Below are 17,216 nucleotides of genomic sequence, written 5' to 3'. Positions count from 1 at the left end.
TTCCTTAAACGCTGGCAACAGCAAACTCAATCACTAAAACAGTTTTACCATCTACTTTTGTTGTGCCTTTCATATAGTGGGCATTCGAAATAGACTCTGTTAGTTCTACGTCCATGACAAGTTCGTCTCCAGGACGAACCATATTTTTAAATTTTGCGTTTTGAACTCTCGTCACGACACCAAGTCCTCCACCAGCTCTTCCTGCCATTAGAGCAGCACCAGACTGAAAAATGGCCTCTTGTAAAAGCACTCCCGGCATAATGGGGTTTCCTGGAAAGTGACCTTTAAAAAAGTCTTCGTTACCAGTGAGTTTTAGCGTCGTTGTGATTTTATTTTCCGACCTCTCGATAATTTTATCGACGAATAAAAAAGGAGGTCTTTGTGGAATCAGCTCTAGGATATCTGGAATCATTAAAGCCCTCCAGAAATCTCTAAGCTTGCTCCTGTAATGTAGCTGGCTTCACGGCTTGCTAAGAATAAGACAGCACTTGCCACTTCTTCAACACGCCCAAAGCGCTTCATTGGAACATCTTTCATGTACTCTTTTCTTTGCTCTTCCAGGAGATCGGCCAGAAGTTCAGTGTCGATAAATCCTGGGCAGACGTTGTTGACCGTGATCCCGCGTTTTGCCACTTCTTTTGAAAGTGATTTTGAAATAGCTATTTGTCCTGCTTTTGAAGCGGCGTAGTTTGCTTGCCCTGGAAGGCCAAGAGAGCCACCGATTGATGACATGTTAACAATTCTTCCGTAGCGGTTTTTCATAAACTGTAAAACTGCGTGTTTACTCATCAGGAATGTTCCTGTGAGATTGGTGTTGATAACATCATTCCACTCAGTCATCGACATGGCTGCTGTTAACTGATCTTTTCTGATTCCAGAATTGTTGATTAGCACTTCGATTTTTGGGAAAGTGTTTTCGATATATTTAAAAAATTCAGTGACTGCGTTTTCGTCGCGAACATCACATTTTTTAACCACAAGTTTCTCACCAAACTCTGCGTTTTGTTCTTTCATTTTATTGGCAGCTTCATCGTTGCCAGCATAAGTAGCAACAACAGTTGCACCCTTCTTTAAAAAGGCCTCAGTGATCCCGCGTCCAATTCCACGCGTTCCACCAGTGACAATGACAGTTTGGTCTTTAAAATCCATTGGGCAATTCCTTATAAAAAGTGTTGGAGAATTTTAGCCTGAGACACTTCACTTTAAAAGGAAATTGCTCCGTGTCATTAAATGGATGATTTCTTTAGTGGCCGAAGGCGCAGAGAATCTTCTAATGTTATTGCTAAGAACATGGAGGATGTTATGAAAAAACTTACCCTGCTACTTTCACTTCTAGTTACGACTGAACTCTGGGCCTCTACTGGAACTGTAGAATCTTATTTCACGCCAGATAAAGGGCATGACAAAGTTGTTCAACTCTACTTACAAAATAACTGTTACCAGGAAGTCATGGTGGCCACCAGGTCACAAAACCCAAATGAAGTTTGGGAGACAAAAGGTTATATGAGAATCTTCCCAGGACAAGTCATTCCTGCGGGAGAGATGATCAATAACATTTATTACCTGAATGCTTTTAGTATTGATGGAAGAGTCCGCTGGGAAGGAGAGCACCGTTTCGACATTCACGGCCGCACAGTTCAAGCTCTTCTCGTTGAACTTCCAAAAGAATACGGCGGAGCTTGGACCACCGTTTTATACTGTCGCTAATTTTTCTAACTTTGTTAAATAGCTGTCGACTTCGTGGGCCTGAATGACTCCGTAGTTGGCAGCTCCTAACCATCCCGACATGATAATACCCACAGAGCCCGCATGGAAAAGCCCAGGCAGCTCTTTGTGCATATTCATCGAAACATCTAAACCTTCAAACTTTGTCCCGAAGCTTGCGCCTCTTTCATGAAGTGTGTAGCGCTCAACAGTTAATGGAGTGGCCGCATCGACGTAATCAATTTTTTCACGGATGCCAGGCATGATTTTTTCAAAACCAGAAAGTGCTCTTTCAATTAAATACGCTTTTTGTTTTTCATATTCTTCTTCTGAAAGATTTTTCCAGTCTTCGTAGCGGGCATTAGAGCTTGAAACGATCGCATACTTTGGTTCAAGGTGTGGTCTCATTTCTGGATAGTATAAGGAGAAGGTCTGACTTCCCACTTTTGGTGAAAGGATTAAGTCAGTTGAGAAATCTTTGTCTTCTGAAGTAAAGATCAAATCGCCGATAAACGGAATGCTCTCCCCTTGTTTTAGGCCAATATAGACCTGGCAAGAAGAAGTGTTGAGTCTGACTTCATCAGCTTTTTTGATGAATTCTGATGAGAAGTGCTCGCGCCCTACCATCTTATTCACTGTGCTCTTTAGGTTTGAATTTGAAACCACAGCTTTGGAAGTAATCCTGTGACCTTTAACTTCCACACCGACAGCTTTGCCGTCTTCAATAACAATTCTATCTACGCGGGCCTGAAGCTGGATATCGACGCCATTTTTAAGCATCTCTTCCCTCATCATTCCAATCATAGTGTCTGTTCCGCCATGGAAAATATAAACACCTTTACTCATGAAGTTTGAGAAGACGATCCCGTAACTAATGGCCGGGTCTTCAAGATTTGATCCGTTGGCGTAGACGATCGGCTCTAGTAAAAAGCGCGTGATGTCTGAGCGTCCCGGAAAGTATTTTTCAAACAACTCTCCGTTGGTCATCTTTGAGTTGTCGTAGAAATTCATATTGGCAAGTTCATCAAAGAAGCCAACAACGGTTTCTTCTTTTACGCCGAATTTTTCGATGAGAACTTTAATGAAATGCTCTTTAGTAAAATCTGTTTCCACTTCAAACTGAGGATTGATGTAACGGACAGATTTTAACTGGTGAATGCGATCAGCAATGTCTTTGCTCCAGTACTTGCGGCAAGTCTTAATCATTCCAACCGGGAAGCCATGAAGAGAGACGTCGAAGATATGTGAGCCATCTTTTCTTTTAAACCAGGTAGCAAATCCACCAAGTTTATTGTGAGACTCTAGTAATAAAACAGAGCGGCCATCGCGGGCCATTTTATTAGCGAGGGTCATGCCGGCAAGGCCTGACCCAATAACGATGACATCGTAATTTTTTTCGATTTTATCTTTTGAAGAATACTGCATGATTTTTATTAGAGCTTAGGCGAGACTTTGTAGACTGCCGAACCCCATTCCTTATTGTCTTTAGCGCCCACAACCAGGCAATAAAAAACAATCTCTCCATGATCGTTCATATCCACATCTCCTCCAAATCCTGGAAAATTTGGATTCGAAAGGATTTTTCCCATTCCTAAGTCAGTCATGACTACATCGCCTTCTGCGACGATTTTTTTCACTTCTTTTGAATCAGCAAGATAGATTCCGCGCTTGCCGTCCATGTCTTTTGCTCTAAAAAGAATTTGTCCCTGCTCATTGATTTTAGGCGAGAACATTTCGATTTCAGAAATGCCATCTGATTTTTCAATCACAACATTTTTCAGATGCCCTTCTTTGTAGCGAATAAGAGCTTTTGTTCCGTCTTCTAAAACAGCAGTGAAGGCCACCATGTTGTTCTTTGAAATACTAGCTGAGTTGGTGAATCCTCTAAAAACAGAATTCGGGTCCATGTCTTTATCACGGGCAATAACCACAGGCTCCATTGAAGATCCATTTGGTTTTAGCATCAGGATTTCATCGCCGTTTGATTCGTCCCATTGTCCTACGTCACCAATGCGTCTCTTGAAGGCCATGGCCCCAGAGTCGTTTAAGTATGGCTTAAATAGGTATGAAGATTTTTGTCCGTATGAACTCGCACCTTCCGTGATGATAGGCTTTAATGATCCGTCATATTGGAAATACGTGCGCGCATTTTCCTGGTCAGTCCCACGGAAATAAACTTTTCCGTTTGTCAGTACCTGTGGGTATGTATAAAAAGCGATGTCTTCGTTTGCTGGTTTTAGAACTTGCTTTACTTCAGACGAATCACCGTTGAAAGTAAAAATCCCATCGCTTGCGAAATCATCGTATGTGTTAAACGCAATCACACCTGCATCGTTAAGACTTGGGTCTGTCACATATTTTGTTTCATCTGTTGAATAAACAATCTTTCCGCTCTCATCGATTCCACGCTTAAGCCATAGCCCTTGAGTGTTTTCTCCGTTAAAGGCCATAAGTTTAAAGCTTACGTCTCCGCGGTTGTTGATAACCGGCGATGTGTTTGAAAGAAAACTCATCGGTGGAAGATTGTATCCATCGCCAATATTAGCGCGCGCCAGGATTTCTGGAGCATTGTATTCTGAGATGGCAGCGAAAGTGGAAAATGATAGCGAGAAAAGAGTAAGCGCTAACGTCGTTTTGATCATGGTTCAAATCCTTTTTCTGTTTTTAAAAGAGACATGGCGATTTTTACGCCATCAACCGCTGCACTGGTAATCCCTCCGGCATGGCCTGCGCCTTCGCCGCAAGGATAAAGCCCCTGGTGGCTGGTTGATTCCATCGTCTCTTTATTGCGGGCAATCGTCACGGGTGCCGATGTCCTGGTTTCCGGTGCAATCAGTAGTGCTTTATCTGAAATAAAGCCCTTTAAATTATCATCAAATTTTACCAGAGCTTGCTCTAAATGTTTAGTCACAAATTGCGGCAATATGTCTCTTAGTGGAGTTTTTACAATTCCTGAAGGTGTCGATGTTTTGACTCCTTCATTCGAAGGATTCAAGGAATGATTCATAAACTCTTTGAGTGTCTGAGCAGGAAGCTCTCTTCCATGGGCACGGGCCATTGAAGCTTGGTAAGCTTTTTGTTCAATCCCGTGTTGGAAATCAAGACCAGCAAGCAGTTTATCACTTGAAAAATCTACTCCGGCGCGAACGCTGACAACTAAAGCAGCATTCGACCAGCGCGAGTTTCTGGCGTAGTTACTCATTCCATTGACTACGATTCCGTTGGCCTCTGTCCCCGAAGAAAGCACGTAGCCTCCCGGGCACATACAGAAACTATAAGTTCCTTTTTTTGTCTTCGGGTCTTCGTAACTCAAGCGGTAGCGGGCAGCTCCTAATTCAAGGCCTGCAAATTTTCCGTATTGGATATGGTCAATGAGTTCGCGCGGGTGTTCGATACGAACTCCTACGGCGAAATCTTTTTGTTTCATTTCCACCCCTAACTCTTCCAGGTGGTAGTACATTTCTTTGGCCGAATGCCCGGTGGCCAGGACGACACTGTTAGAAAAAAGCTTTTCTCCGGTGTTTAATTCAACGCCGATAATTTTTTTTCCCTCATAAAGCAAACGGTCTACTCGGGTATTGTAGCGGACTTCGCAGCCCTTCGAGACCAGGTACTCAGTCATTTTGTTAATGAGCGCTCTGATCTTATTTGACCCTAAGTGTGGGTTAGAAATATACGCTGTTTCTTTCGGGGCACCGAAATCCACAAAACGGTTCATGACGTACTGAACGAAGGGAGACTTGATTCGGGTAATCAGTTTTCCATCAGAAAAAAGCCCTGCGCCTCCTTCTCCGTAACACACGTTGTTTTCCGTGTTGAATTCTCCGTATCTCCAGAATTTCGAAATATGCAGCATACGGTTGTGAGCGCGGTCTCCGCGTTCAATCACAATCGAAGGCACTCCGTAATCCGCTAAACGTAAGGCACAAAAAAGCCCACCGGGGCCGGCCCCAATGATAATAGGTTTGTTTTTAAATGATCCTAGTTGAGGGAATTCCTCTTGGGCCGCTTCAAACTGCTCGCCCGGACTTAAAATCTCAACGTTGTAAGTGTAGCGAGGAGTTTTTCCTCTCTGAGCCCCCCTGGCATCGAGGGCCTGATTTAAAATGCGGTAGTCCACATGATCGGGAAAATGAGAGTCCAAATAGACTTCAACGTCCTCATTGTAATCGAGTGTGAATTGAATTTTTTTTGTCATTGGTTTGTCTCAATATTGGATGAGACAAGTATAAGCGTTTTATGGCAAAATTTAAAGATATAAAACAAGAGTTTCTCGGAGAGAAAAATGAGTAAAGCATTAACCGTTTCCATGATCGTCATTGGAGATGAAATATTAAACGGCAGAACGACTGATTTAAACGGTTCGTGGCTCTCAAAGTTTCTCTTTAAAAAAGGCCTGGAATTTAAGTCATTGCGCTTTATTCGCGACAATGCTGAAGAGATGACAGCGGCCTTGAGCGCTTCTTTTTTTGACAGCGATATCGTCATTACCAGTGGAGGAATTGGACCCACTCTCGATGATAAAACCAAAAACACCTTGGCAGATTTTTTCAAAAAACCGGTCGTTGAAAGAAACGACGTCGCCGAGCTTGTGAGCGAAAATTACATCCGTTTTGGCAGAAGCTGGACTCCGGAAACTAACCAATATCACTTTTTCCCGCAGGATTTCATCGCCATCAATAACCCAAGAGGACTTGCCCCTGGGCTTGCTTTTTTAACCGTTGATAAAAAATTCGTCATGGCCGCTCCCGGAGTGCCGCGCGAATTTACGGCGATGGTAGAAGAAGAATTTTATCCACTCATCAAAAAAGAATTTGCCGAAAGGCTAAAAGAAAACCACCAATGCGTTATCAGGACTCAAGGAGTTCCAGAAGAAAAAATCTTCTTTGAACTCTGCCCGACTCTTTGGCAAGACCTGGAGACCTTTGGAAAAGTGAGTTCACTTCCTCACACCATTGGCATTGATATCGTCGTCGGTTTTACCGGATCACAAAAAGAGTTTGAAGAAAAATCACAAAAGATTAAAGAACTCATCATGAAAACTCCGCTCGCTCCTCATGTCTGGCAATGGGGAAATCGCGCGATCCACGAGATGGTGTTAGAAAAAGCTTTGGAGAAAAAATGCACATTTGCTTTTGCTGAATCATGTACTGGTGGACTGACATCATCAAAGATCACGGATCTCTCTGGATCAAGCGCTGTTTTTTACGGCGGGATAATTTCTTATGATAACTCGATTAAAGAAAATGTTTTAGGCGTTCAAAAAGAGACGCTGGAAAAATTTGGCGCAGTCAGTGTTGAATGCGCTATAGAAATGGCCCGTGGAGTGCGCGAACTATTAAAAACGGATTGTGCTGTTTCAATCACCGGCATTGCCGGCCCGAGTGGTGGATCAAAAGAAAAGCCAGTGGGAACAGTGGCCATTGGGATTGCTTCTAAAGAAAAAAACACTGCTGTGTTGTATCAGTTTCCAGGAGACAGAGTAAAATTAAAAGATCGCTTTTCCGATAAAGCACTTTTAACTTTGCTGGAATTAATGGAGTAGATTATTTGTTGGCAAAAGATTTTGAGGCCTGAATTTTTTCAAGAGCAGAGGACTTCATTTCCTGAACACTCTCCTCTTGAATACTGGCAATTTCTCTTTTTGCTCTCTGGGCTTCCTCAGAATTAAAACGCCCGCTTTGGGCAAGACGGTTAATCATCACTTCTGCCTGCATCTTTTCAAGCTTCATTGAACTTAGCATTTGATCAATTGTCTTACTCTCTGCCATCACCTGGAATGACATCGTTGCAATCGCGACCAAAAAAAGAATTTTGCATTTCATCGTGATTAACTCCACTTTGAGTTGTTTGAACTCCACCCAGTATCGGGGAAAATCGCCTATTTCTTGAGCCTTTTGATCGGAATTAAACTGCTAAATCGTGATCTCAAGGCCCTAGAATACAAATCTCAATGGGAAGAATTTTTATTTAACTTTTCTCCTCGCCGAGAAAAATGGGCAGAAACGTCCTATTCCACACTTTCCACAATTGCTTTAACTCTCTGAAAATAATCAATCACAGGAATTAAAAACCTACCATTTCAGAAGACTTTTAAAATTAACGAAAGGTTATTAAGGGAAAACCGAATAGATTTAAGAACTTTGTTATAAAAAGGCCTGTGGATTTGATGGATTATTTAAAAACACATTTTAAAAAGTTTGGAGATATCACTATTGCTGTGATGGTTCTCACTCTTTTTTTACAAGGGTGTATCCAGTCGCCAAAGGCAAAACGCAATTCTCTTAAGAGCGCCAGCACAACTGATTCAAGCGGAACAACAAAACTTCCAGAATTCACAGCAGGAAACAACTTCATCCAAAACGGTGCAAGTGTTTATCTCTCAAACGTTCCACTTAGCTTAAATTTTTCTGACTATATACAGCTGCGCGGAAAAGATGTCGACAGTTACATCAGAAGCACAGGGACTTCGAATATCGTTTGTTTAACTTCACGTTACACACAAGCGGCAGTCAACAAAGTTATCATGATGGCGGCCATCCCTCGCTCGGTATACAACTTCACTTCGCAGACACTTGAGTACTACTACAACATCTCTCCGTCTGATGTGACATCAAACCAGAGCTTTTGTCAGAAGACAGGTGTTATCAACAAGCTTTACAGCTTATACCCTACTTTAACTCCAAAATATCAATTGTCGGAAATTTGTCCAACTGGAACTTGTTCAAGTTCATCTTATGCCGGCCAGTCACTTGAGTTATACAGCACAACAGGTACGGCCCTTACTCAGATTGCGACAAAACATTTACTCTTCACTGTTTCAAACAGTATAAGCGGCAACTCTTCTTCAGGTCAGACTTGTACGGATTCTTCACAATGTACGGCCCAGGGATATGACTGTTGCAGCTCCGGCCAGTGTGTGAAAGACCTTGCTCAAAAGCCGGGTGTGGACACTTCTTCAAATGAATATCTTCAGGCACTACAGGATATTTTAAACAATCCTTCGAACGTTTACCTGTACCCTCAGTACTATTTCATCTGTTCACAGCCGGTGACAACTCCAACGACTCCGACAACTCCTACTGATCCGGTTAATGAGGCCAATGTTCGTCTGAAGAAGATGGCAAACCTTTACAACTGTACAACGAAGATTGAAGGTGAATACGGTCTTTGTACTAAGACTTACACCAATGCGACGATCGGTGAATTCTACAGTGCCGGCAAAGACGACAGAAGTTTTGCCGACACATTCACTCACATCAATGTTGATAAACAAACTCTCGTTTCAATAGAAGAAATCAGCTACGGTGAAGTTGTAATCTACGATTACACGACAAAAACAGACACTCAACTTCTGCCAAATATTTATGAAGATACGGCAGTTAGAATTGAAGGATCTCACAACGACGACCTGGCAACAGGGGCGGCAATTAAAGTCAAAGTAAAACCTTCAGCTGCTGTTTCAAATGACCTGGTTATCAAATATAAAATCGATGCAAGCTGTACACAAGTCAACGCTTCTTTGGCGAAGTGTGAGAAGTACTATATCCAAGGACAGGACGATGCTGGAGACACAATCGCAGCTCACCGCCGCGGACGTGTAACAGACCACTACCCTGACTCAAATGTTTTTAAGCTTCCTTATTACGCTAACACTGCTAAAGCGATCACAGTTGAAGTCGATGGGATCACTCAAAAACAAGACCTGGACTGGCAATTAAACATTGGTGCTCCAAGTACTATTCAATTCCTTCCAGTCAATTCGCTTAAAGTTTTTAAAGACCAAAAGGTCCGCATTTCCTACTTTGTAGACCTGACAGTCAACAACATCATGGAATCAAAACTAGCGGCGCTGAATGAAATTAAAACCATCTGTTCATGTTCTGGGACAAACTGTAGCCTGACTCCAGTAAAAAACACGGCCGGGGCAATCACTGATTACGCCTGCGTTTATCCAGACCCTGATCCAGTTGATCCACCGATGTCTCAAAAAATTTACCTGAGCTCAAAAACAGTTCCCGTGCGCTTCTACGATTCAAACGGAGCAGCTCAAACAACTGTTAACGCCAGCACTTTAAAGCAGGAAGGAACTGAGTTCAAATACAGAAATGATAACCTGCTTAACCCAAGCAACATGCCTGACATTACGAATGCGGCAGACACAAGTGACAATTACACAGGTTTCAACGAAATTTACGGAAGCCTTTCATACACTAACGGTTCAGCAAAACCGGCCTATGAAGTTTCGGTGAAAAAAGGAACGACATACGATATCTATGTTGACCGCGGGTCTTTTTCAAACTGTGTTCAGTGTGGAAACGACTACTACTCTCAATTAAATAAACTCTTCCCTCTTACTCAATTTGGTGGAGGGGCCGTTCCTCTGCTTGGACAGACAAACCGTTCAATGAGCAACGGAATCCGCTCTGATGAAATGAAATTTGGACGTGCTTGTCTTGTTCCTGCGACAATGATCCCATGGACGCATGGAACTGAGTCATCTGCACAGGTTCAACGTATGAACCGTATGCGCGCCCAGCATTTTATGTTCGCTAACGGTTACCAGTATGACTGGTATGGATTTGACTATGGTTCGGTCATCGGATCTTTTGATGGTGTGAAATGGTTCTCTATCGGAACAAACCGTCGTATCAAAGCAGAAAGCAATAAAATGTTCGTTGCCGTTAACGGTCTTTTTGGAGACCTGACTCTTGAAGCAACTTATGAAGTGACAATCAATGATGGGACACTCAACCCTCTTGGTTCAAACATGGTCACTACAGATTACAATTCTGACGGGGCCCAGTGTCAGCAGTTCCATCAGTGTTCGACAGATAATGACTGTGCGACGACTCTTGGATGGGAGTACTCATGTGCTTCCGTTAATGAGATCACGACAAGCTGGCCAAAATTTGATGACAATGCCAAAGAAATTCCTGAAACGAATTTCGACAATAACCGCTTGACTAGCATTCTTGGTATTTCGACAACAGGAAAACGTTGTGTATACCGTGGGCGTGGTGCTCTTTGTACGCAAAACTACAATAACGTAAATGTGAACTCGACTTTCAATCAGTCGACAAGCCAGCAGATGCACTCATGTTCATCAAATACTTACTGTCAGTCAATTTCAGTAAATGGAACTCCTGCTGCGAAATTCAACAACCGTATCGCTCGTTACGGAAAAGTAAGAACAGACTCAACTGTAGATAGTTTCGGTCTGGCTGCCCTTATCCCTGGACGTCCATACTCATTTAATGGTGTTGAAACAGTGAGGGCTGAGACACTAAAAAACCTTAACGTGAATAAGGCCATGGCAATGTGTATTCCTGGCCGTGACGTCGACCAGACAAGTTTCCTTGAACAAAACCGTGTGGCCCCAACCGGAACAGAGTTTACAGGTGATAAAGTTCTAGGAATCGGAATGAGCTACAGAAAGAGCACGCCAACCGCAGCTCCAAACTATTTGAATGCGTGTTCGATTATGGACTCGACAAAAAATTTCTATCACAACACGACCACTCAGGCCGCAGCTTCTTTTAGCAGCGCAGCTGTATACCCTAACTTAAAATACGATGCCGGCTCTCAAGCGATGTCGACTAACGTTTTAGGAATTTTTGATTCCATCTTCTCAAGCAAAGGGATCTCTTTTGGCCTGTATAAATCGACAAGTGCAATCCTGACGACAACATCGTTCCAGGAAAACAGATGTCTTCGCGCTCCAGGTTCGTCATGTTTTACAGACATGGATTGTGGTCCTTCTAAAGTTGTGAGTGATAAAATCAAATCATTAAGCGCAGCTGATTCAGTCGTAACTAATATCCTGAATAAATATGAAGTTCTTTTCTGGCAGGAAGAACTGGTATGTTCTCAGGCCCAGGCAAAAACCAGCTCTCTTTATGATCCAAAAAACAACCGTTGCTGCCGCGAAGTTGGTAAAACAATTTCACTTCCATCTGGAGACAATGTAAACTTGATTAACTACAATCAGGTTCCGGGCCTTGATACATCGATTGGTTATAAGTACCGTTACTCTCGTGCTGCGACCATGTACAAAGAATCAAACACAGATGCAGGAAACTTCCCTGCACTATCTGTGGCCTCAAAAGATCAGTGTGGTTCGCCGGCCGATCCTCTTCTTTGTAAATCAACGGCTTCTCTGGCAAATCAATTTAGAACGTTCACTTCCCTTGCTGAAAAAACCAGCTGTTCAGGTGATTGGGTAAGAAGCTTTGCTACAAGTGGAACAAAATGGGAAAGCTCTCGCTTCCAGGCCTTTGCTCCATCTATGTTTAAATGTTTCAACTGGTATGGTGGTACAGGTGGATACACTTGTTCACAATACGAAGCAGATGATCCAGCTTGTCCAATGGCGCAGACACAACCGAGTACACCTAAAGCAAAAGAAATTTTAAGTTACCTTGGAAGACTGGAGTTAATGGGGATTCCACAGATTTCATTCCCATCAGAAGAGTATTACAGTAATGCGACTGAAGAGCGCGGAATGTCTTGTAAGTCTCACCCATCGGGAAGATCTAACACTTATCCAAACAATGCTTCAAGCACTGGAGGGACATACCTTCCTCCAAGCACTCTTTATAAGAGTGGAGCGATTAAAGAATACGTTGACAGCAACACTGCTCCAACTATGTATAGCTACTCTGCTGTAGATAATACGAACTTCCAGAGCATGAAACAAATTTTCAAGTCTGATGAGGTCCGCGGATGTCTGCCGGCAGGAACACAAATGACCACTGGTGCTGACCCTGCTTTATGCTGTACAGGGATGATCAACTCAAAGACATTAAAATGTCAGCTTGATGACTATGTTGACGTCAGCGTTTATACAAACCGCTATGTTTCAAGTGAAGCTAAAAAACTAAACACCACTCTGTTTGACTCAAACGGATACATTAAAGACCCGGCGTACGCTGCTAACCTAGCGTGCGAAAGACAGATGTGTGCTTCAGGTAAACTGGCCTACGGTATCTTGATTTCAAGATTAAAAACTCCTGGTCAAGAAAGCCTACCAAACAAATACTTCCGTTTCCTTGAAGGAAATACGGCCGATAACATTAATAAGCTCCTGGATATCTACAATAAAGGCCTAAAGCTTAACAACCACGTTTATTGTATTCCAGAGACTCTGGACAACTCGGCCACAGAATCAGATTCTGACGACCTGACAATTTTTACTTGTGGTAATTAATTGTCAAAAGCTTTCGATGCTCTCATAATAAATCAGGACAAAAATTTTTCGGAAAGAGAGTCACATGGAAGCATTGATTATTGCCGCAATCCTGGGCCTGGTTGAAGGTCTAACAGAATTTATCCCCGTATCCTCTACTGGACACTTGATCATCGTTAGCGAACTGCTGCACTTAGATCACGCCAAAAGTGATTCATTTAATATCATTATTCAGTTAGGGGCCATCCTCGCTGTTGTTTATCTCTATAGAGAGAGATTCGCCGAATTCTTCAATCTAACAAAAATTAAAGAGCTAACCGATCTGGAAGGAATTAAGAGGGCCAAAAGACTTAACCTGGTTCACGTCGCTTTAGCGATTGTCCCGGTCCTAGGAATTGGTTTTGTCACAAGAAAACTCATTAAGACATACCTCTTCAACACCAACGTGGTGGTTTTCTCTCTAATTTTCGTCGGTATCCTGATGATCGTCGTTGAAAAGTTTAAACCAAAACCTAAGATTTCTAGTCTTGATGAGATCACCTATCTCGATGCCTTCATTATTGGCCTCGGTCAGTGTTTTGCTCTGATCCCGGGAGTCTCGCGTTCAGGGGCCACAATGCTCACGGGGATGTTAAGAAAAGTCGATGTTAAAACTTCGGCCGATTTCTCATTCCTTATTTCGGTGCCAGTTATTTCGGCCGCGACTATTTATGAGTTCATCAAGGTCTACTCGCTCTTTACTATGGCCGACATGATGTCACTCTTGGTGGGATTCACTGTCTCATTCCTGATTGCAATAGTCGGAATAAAAGGTTTTTTAGTCGTTTTAAAGCGCTTAAGTATCACGCCCTTCGGTATCTACCGCATTGTCTTCGGGCTGGTCTATTACCTTTTTATCAAGTAAAAAACCGCCTCATTTTCTGGTCAGACAGAGGGAGAATATGCCCATTCAATCTTATTGAGTGCACTCTCCCTAACACTTCGAAACCATTATCCTCTCCTCTAAATTTATCGAATGTTTACCATCAGATGCGGTAAAAAGCGCATGATTAAACTAATCAAGCATTAAAATAAGGCCAAGATACCAAGTTTTTTGGAAAACCATCCGAATAGACTAAAGAATGATCTTTAAGCCTTAGGAATGATTGCTATGAAAAATTTAAAACGACTCACAAAAACATTCGCGGTTCATGCAATGATTATTTCATTGCTGCAGACTTCGTTTGTTTTCATGCCTGCTTATGCTGCTAGCAACATGACTAGCACTGAAAAAACAGGACAGGAAATTTTAAATGTCGCTAAGACTGCCGTTGGTATCTACGGTTCTTTCCTAGGACAAAAACAGCAATCAATCATGCTGCAAATTCAGGCGCAGAAAAACCAACAACTCATGCAGACACTGAGTCCAAACTGTCGCAAAGCAGACGGGACTTCATGTTATACGACTGGAAGTAAATTTTTTCCAGAGTGTCCACTTCCCGCTTCAATGACAAGCATGCCGCAAAACGTTTGTTCGGCAGCGAGCCCGGATCCAAATCAAATCGCGCAAATGATTACATATGAATCAATTGCAAAAAGCTGGATGAACTACTTTGACCAGATGTCAAACGAAGCTTCAAACGCAAAAGTTCCATTTGGTCTTAAATGTCTTGGTGACAAACAAAAGGCCCTTGATTCTCAGTTGACTGAGATGGTGAACAACCTGACTCGCCTTCAGGATCAATTAAATAAAGATAAAGAAACTTTCCGTAACAATAACAAAAAACTTCTTGAAGACCTTGCCACTTATAACGACGAACTTATGGGTGCAAGTGGAACAGGAAAAAATAACCTGAAGCTTAAGACTCAAGACTTTGCAAAATACTTCTCAGCAAGCTGTCAGTCAGTTATTGGTGAAGATGGATTAAGAGATGGACCAAGCATGGGTCTTCTGGGAATCATGCAGTCACTTTCTCCAGCAAGCAAGAGAGCTTCTGACTACAACAACAACCGTGCTCTAATCGAATCTGAAATCAGAAACGATGTTGCAAAAATCCAGGCGGCCATTCAAAATGGTGGTCTACAAGATTACTTCGATGGAAAAATCGCAGAAACATCTAAATACCAGTCTCTGGTAGTTGCGACTCAAAAGCAGTCTAAAGAATTTAGTATCGCTAAAGAAAGAATTGCCAGTGAGTTAAAGAAGATTGGCTATACTCTTCCAGAAATGGATAAGAACTTCTCTGTGGATTTTGATGAGTTTTTAAAAGACTCGCAAACTTACTTTAAAAAACAATACATCAATGAGTGTGTGACTGGTGCAGACAAGAGTGGGATCGCCATCTCTACTGACCAAATCCTAAAAGCTCTTCAACAAAGAAGTACTGGAAATGCCGGTACTGCTTTATCGAAGTATAAAGATGCTTTAAAGATCATCATGGAAAGTGACTCATCAATGGAGCAAAAACTTGCTGACATCAAGGCCCTGGAAGGAACTTACCAGGACATGAGCATCACTTACCAAAGCTCAGATGGACAAAAAGTGACAGAAACTCCGTATGATCTTTACATGAGAACGCTGGAAAAATGTAACCAGCACTACAACAGTGATAAATCGAGCTCTGATGGCTCAGTTGCCGTGTCTCAAAAGAAAAAAGTTGAAAGAGGACAGGCACTTTTAAGAGAGCTTCAATCTCTACATAACAACTACTCTTCTCAACTGGCAAGCCGTGTCCTTGACCAGGCCCTTAACTGTAACGGTGAATCGAAAAAGGCCGGATCAGGATGCGGGAATAAAGATGCTTTCGATCACACGTCAGCAAACTTCTGTATGTCAAACGCCAACCTTTGTGCCAACGAAGTGTCTGGTTGCTACGCTGAAGCGACAAAACATGTAGAAACAAGAAAAGCTAAAATGGAAGCGTTGGCAAAAACATTCAACGCTAACACTGAAAGCATGGTGGCAAGAGCGAACCAACTTTACAATGCACAAAAGAACGCGGTTATGGACATGATTAAAGTTGTTCAGGCCCGTTTCCCAGGTACAAACTTTGAAATCCCTGAAGGAATGTTCGTTTCAATGCCAGAACTTAAGAAAGATGCTTTTGGTGTTGAGCTAGCTAACGACGGTAACCTTTCTTTTATGGACGAGCTTCCAAAAAAGATCACTCTTTTAAAACAAGTTTTTGAAAAACAAAAAGACACAGTTAATAAAGAAATCGATGACTATATTGCCAAACAAGAAGCCGCAATGTCTAAAGAAAGAGGTCGTTGGGAGCAACTTGCTGGTGAATGTAAAAGTATGATCGACAGGTCTTCTTCAGAACTTGCAAAATCAAATGCTGAAGGTGCAAAAAAGCAGGCAGAACTTGATCAGAAAGTTGGAAACTTCTGTCGAAAATACTCTCAGCTCCAAGACAATCCGTTTGGTGCTTGTGAAGACGCTAAAGACCTTGCTGAGGAAGCAGACAAAATCAGCGCTCGACTAAGCAGCAACGCTGAAAACGTAACAGCTCAGTTCCGCACTCTATGTAACATGTACAACAACGAAAGCTCTTCGGCCAGCAGCGAGTATGAACTTTGCCGTAAGGCCAGCTACCGTGAAAAAAATGAAGACCGTTGTGCTATCGCTGAAAATAAAGAGTTAGCAAAATTTGGTAAAAAAGAAGAAGACGGAAAAAAGAGCGGGAAAAAAGGTGGAGGCATCTCTCTAGCCTCTCTTTGTGGATCAGATGCAAAGCCAGCAACAAATAAAGACCTTGTTGAGCGCATCTTAGGAAAACTTCCTGAGAAAGAAAGATCGAAGTTTGACGGTGATAAAAAAGAAAAACTTGTAAAGGCACTTGAGTCTCGCGACTTTGACGGACTTGATGGATACGGCGACCTTGAAGATGAAGGTGTTTTACAAAACATCGCTGATCTTGGGGGCGGTGCCGATAATGTATGTTCAAAGCTATTTCAGTTGAATACTGGGACTTCTGCAAATACAGATAAGCAAAAAACTGATTTGACCGCTCTTGAAAATGAACTCAAGGCCGCCACGACAGAAGATGCTAAAAAAGAATTAACAAAAAAAATTGACGATAAAAAGAAAGAAATTGCAGCAGCTGACACTAAAGGAAGCAACCCTGTTGCAAAAGTTCTTGATGATTTAAAAACAGCCGCCCTTGCGGGAACGACAGTAGAGGCTCAAAGAGAAGTTGCCTTCAACCGTCTCGGGGAACAAATCGACGGTTCATGTGATGCTCAGGCAAGCAATACGTCAATGCCTAAAGACTGGGGAAGCCAGTTATTACAATCATTCGACAAAGCGATTCTGGGGAATACAAAGTAGTACGTTAGCGAC

The 17,216-nt window shown here is 42.4% G+C and carries 11 protein-coding genes; 5 read left to right on the top strand and 6 right to left on the bottom strand.

The annotated features are described in order from the left end of the window. Positions 1–4: 4 nt before the first annotated feature. Positions 5–412 (bottom strand): 3-hydroxyacyl-ACP dehydratase FabZ, encoded by a 408-nt coding sequence (gene fabZ / locus ACN20O_RS16315; RefSeq protein WP_491635148.1) that lies wholly within the window; start codon positions 410–412, stop codon positions 5–7. Continuing rightward, the gene (gene fabG, locus ACN20O_RS16310; protein WP_491635146.1) at positions 412–1,149 is read right to left on the bottom strand and encodes a 3-oxoacyl-ACP reductase FabG; all 738 of its coding nucleotides are present in this window, start codon (positions 1,147–1,149) and stop codon (positions 412–414) included. The genes fabZ and fabG overlap by 1 nt, the downstream gene beginning before the upstream one ends. 153 nt (positions 1,150–1,302) lie before the next feature. Between fabG and ACN20O_RS16305 the strand changes: the two genes are divergently transcribed. Beyond that, a complete protein-coding gene (locus ACN20O_RS16305) occupies positions 1,303–1,707 on the top strand; it encodes a DUF1036 domain-containing protein (RefSeq protein WP_491635144.1) in 405 nt (134 codons plus the stop codon). Here the strand turns inward: ACN20O_RS16305 and ACN20O_RS16300 are convergent. From ACN20O_RS16300 to ACN20O_RS16290, 3 genes are read right to left on the bottom strand one after another with little or no spacing between them, the layout of a single operon-like run. Further along, a complete protein-coding gene (locus ACN20O_RS16300) occupies positions 1,693–3,129 on the bottom strand; it encodes a phytoene desaturase family protein (RefSeq protein WP_491635142.1) in 1,437 nt (478 codons plus the stop codon). The genes ACN20O_RS16305 and ACN20O_RS16300 overlap by 15 nt on opposite strands. Positions 3,130–3,137: 8 nt before the next feature. Next, positions 3,138–4,346: a DUF7453 family protein gene (locus ACN20O_RS16295; protein ID WP_491635140.1), complete on the bottom strand. Its 1,209-nt coding sequence runs from the start codon at positions 4,344–4,346 to the stop codon at positions 3,138–3,140. After that, positions 4,343–5,902, bottom strand: coding sequence for an NAD(P)/FAD-dependent oxidoreductase (locus ACN20O_RS16290; RefSeq protein WP_491635138.1), 1,560 nt, complete (start codon positions 5,900–5,902; stop codon positions 4,343–4,345). The genes ACN20O_RS16295 and ACN20O_RS16290 overlap by 4 nt, the downstream gene beginning before the upstream one ends. Before the next feature lie 87 nt (positions 5,903–5,989). On the opposite strand from ACN20O_RS16290, the gene ACN20O_RS16285 reads away from it, so the two are divergent. Continuing rightward, positions 5,990–7,249, top strand: a complete 1,260-nt coding sequence (locus ACN20O_RS16285) for a CinA family nicotinamide mononucleotide deamidase-related protein (protein WP_491635136.1) — start codon at positions 5,990–5,992, stop codon at positions 7,247–7,249. Position 7,250: 1 nt separating this feature from the next. Here ACN20O_RS16285 and ACN20O_RS16280 read toward each other — a convergent pair whose 3' ends face one another. Continuing rightward, positions 7,251–7,529 carry a hypothetical protein gene (locus tag ACN20O_RS16280; protein WP_491635134.1) on the bottom strand — a complete coding sequence of 93 codons (279 nt, stop codon included), beginning with the start codon at positions 7,527–7,529 and terminating at the stop codon, positions 7,251–7,253. 335 nt (positions 7,530–7,864) lie between these two features. On the opposite strand from ACN20O_RS16280, the gene ACN20O_RS16275 reads away from it, so the two are divergent. From ACN20O_RS16275 to ACN20O_RS16265, 3 genes are all read left to right on the top strand, one after another. Continuing rightward, positions 7,865–12,913 (top strand): hypothetical protein, encoded by a 5,049-nt coding sequence (locus ACN20O_RS16275; RefSeq protein WP_491635132.1) that lies wholly within the window; start codon positions 7,865–7,867, stop codon positions 12,911–12,913. A gap of 64 nt (positions 12,914–12,977) precedes the next feature. Further along, positions 12,978–13,796, top strand: coding sequence for an undecaprenyl-diphosphate phosphatase (locus tag ACN20O_RS16270; RefSeq protein ID WP_491635130.1), 819 nt, complete (start codon positions 12,978–12,980; stop codon positions 13,794–13,796). 246 nt (positions 13,797–14,042) lie between these two features. Next, entirely contained in the window at positions 14,043–17,204 is a 3,162-nt protein-coding gene (locus ACN20O_RS16265) for a hypothetical protein (RefSeq protein WP_491635128.1), read from the top strand. The last annotated feature ends 12 nt before the right edge of the window (positions 17,205–17,216 follow it).

Source organism: Bacteriovorax sp. As-1 (assembly GCF_058446905.1).
The sequence above is the reverse complement of the archived record's forward strand: the minus strand, read 5'-3'. Positions and strand labels throughout refer to the sequence as shown.

Excerpts from the sequence above, each read along its gene's own strand:
- ACN20O_RS16285 (WP_491635136.1), top strand. The coding sequence starts at position 5,990 with ATGAGTAAAGCATTAACCGTTTCCATGATCGTCATTGGAGATGAAATA.
- ACN20O_RS16305 (WP_491635144.1), top strand. The coding sequence starts at position 1,303 with ATGAAAAAACTTACCCTGCTACTTTCACTTCTAGTTACGACTGAACTC.
- ACN20O_RS16300 (WP_491635142.1), bottom strand. The coding sequence starts at position 3,129 with ATGCAGTATTCTTCAAAAGATAAAATCGAAAAAAATTACGATGTCATC.
- ACN20O_RS16290 (WP_491635138.1), bottom strand. The coding sequence starts at position 5,902 with ATGACAAAAAAAATTCAATTCACACTCGATTACAATGAGGACGTTGAA.
- ACN20O_RS16295 (WP_491635140.1), bottom strand. The coding sequence starts at position 4,346 with ATGATCAAAACGACGTTAGCGCTTACTCTTTTCTCGCTATCATTTTCC.
- fabG (WP_491635146.1), bottom strand. The coding sequence starts at position 1,149 with ATGGATTTTAAAGACCAAACTGTCATTGTCACTGGTGGAACGCGTGGA.
- ACN20O_RS16280 (WP_491635134.1), bottom strand. The coding sequence starts at position 7,529 with ATGAAATGCAAAATTCTTTTTTTGGTCGCGATTGCAACGATGTCATTC.
- ACN20O_RS16270 (WP_491635130.1), top strand. The coding sequence starts at position 12,978 with ATGGAAGCATTGATTATTGCCGCAATCCTGGGCCTGGTTGAAGGTCTA.
- ACN20O_RS16265 (WP_491635128.1), top strand. The coding sequence starts at position 14,043 with ATGAAAAATTTAAAACGACTCACAAAAACATTCGCGGTTCATGCAATG.
- fabZ (WP_491635148.1), bottom strand. The coding sequence starts at position 412 with ATGATTCCAGATATCCTAGAGCTGATTCCACAAAGACCTCCTTTTTTA.